Genomic DNA, 728 nt, shown 5'->3' on the forward strand with positions numbered 1-728 from the left:
TTGGATACCACTGCGCGTCGGCTTTTTCTGTCGCACGAGGCGAGCGTGATTTTGACCGATACCGTCGGCTTCGTCCGCGATTTGCCGCACAAGCTGGTGTCGGCGTTTTCCGCTACTTTGGAAGAGACGGCGATGGCGGATGTGCTACTGCACGTTGTTGATGCGTCCAATACCGATTTTGAACGGCAGATGGACGATGTCAACGAAGTCTTGGAAGAAATCGGCGCGCATGAAATTCCGCAATTGGTGGTGTACAACAAAATCGATTTGCTGCCGTCAGGTATGCGTGAAGCAGGCATTTTGCGCGACAATTCCGGGCATGCCGTCGGCGTGAATGTTTCCGTTGCAGAAAGTTTGGGCTTGGACGGTTTGCGCGAAGCAATGATTGAATTGGCCGTACAGCCAAGTGCTTGATAGTATGGAATGAAACAAGGCCGTCTGAATGTTCAGACGGCCTTACCGTAAAATTCTAAATCTGAGGATTATGCCGACAGAGGGCTTTTCTTTTTGAACACGCTTTCGTAAAGCATCCAAGCGGCGAGGCTCAGGTATACGGTGCTGGACAAAATGCCGATAACGGCGAAGATAGGCATAAGGCGATCAATCATGGTGAGGTTTCCCAATAAGTTAGTTTTATAAGTAAATGTGTGTTTTTTTATTTCCGTCTTCGCGGAATGCCTAAAGTATGCTGCTTAAATGGATTGAGGTCAATAAAAAATGTATTGGAG

2 protein-coding genes are annotated in these 728 nt (G+C 48.1%); one reads left to right on the plus strand and one right to left on the minus strand.

What is annotated here, in order from left to right; translation table 11 throughout:
• A partial coding sequence (locus tag ACTHUM_RS16530) for a GTPase (RefSeq protein WP_440403498.1) occupies positions 1-414 on the plus strand: 414 nt, incomplete at its 5' end.
• A 68-nt stretch (positions 415-482) separates the two neighbouring features.
• Here the strand turns inward: ACTHUM_RS16530 and ACTHUM_RS16535 are convergent.
• A complete protein-coding gene (locus tag ACTHUM_RS16535) occupies positions 483-608 on the minus strand; it encodes a hypothetical protein (protein WP_003678791.1) in 126 nt (41 codons plus the stop codon).
• Positions 609-728 lie beyond the last annotated feature (120 nt).

This window comes from Neisseria sp. P0021.S006, assembly GCF_051956895.1.

Coding starts and splice junctions, on each gene's coding strand:
- ACTHUM_RS16535 (WP_003678791.1), bottom strand. CDS start 608: ATGATTGATCGCCTTATGCCTATCTTCGCCGTTATCGGCATTTTGTCC.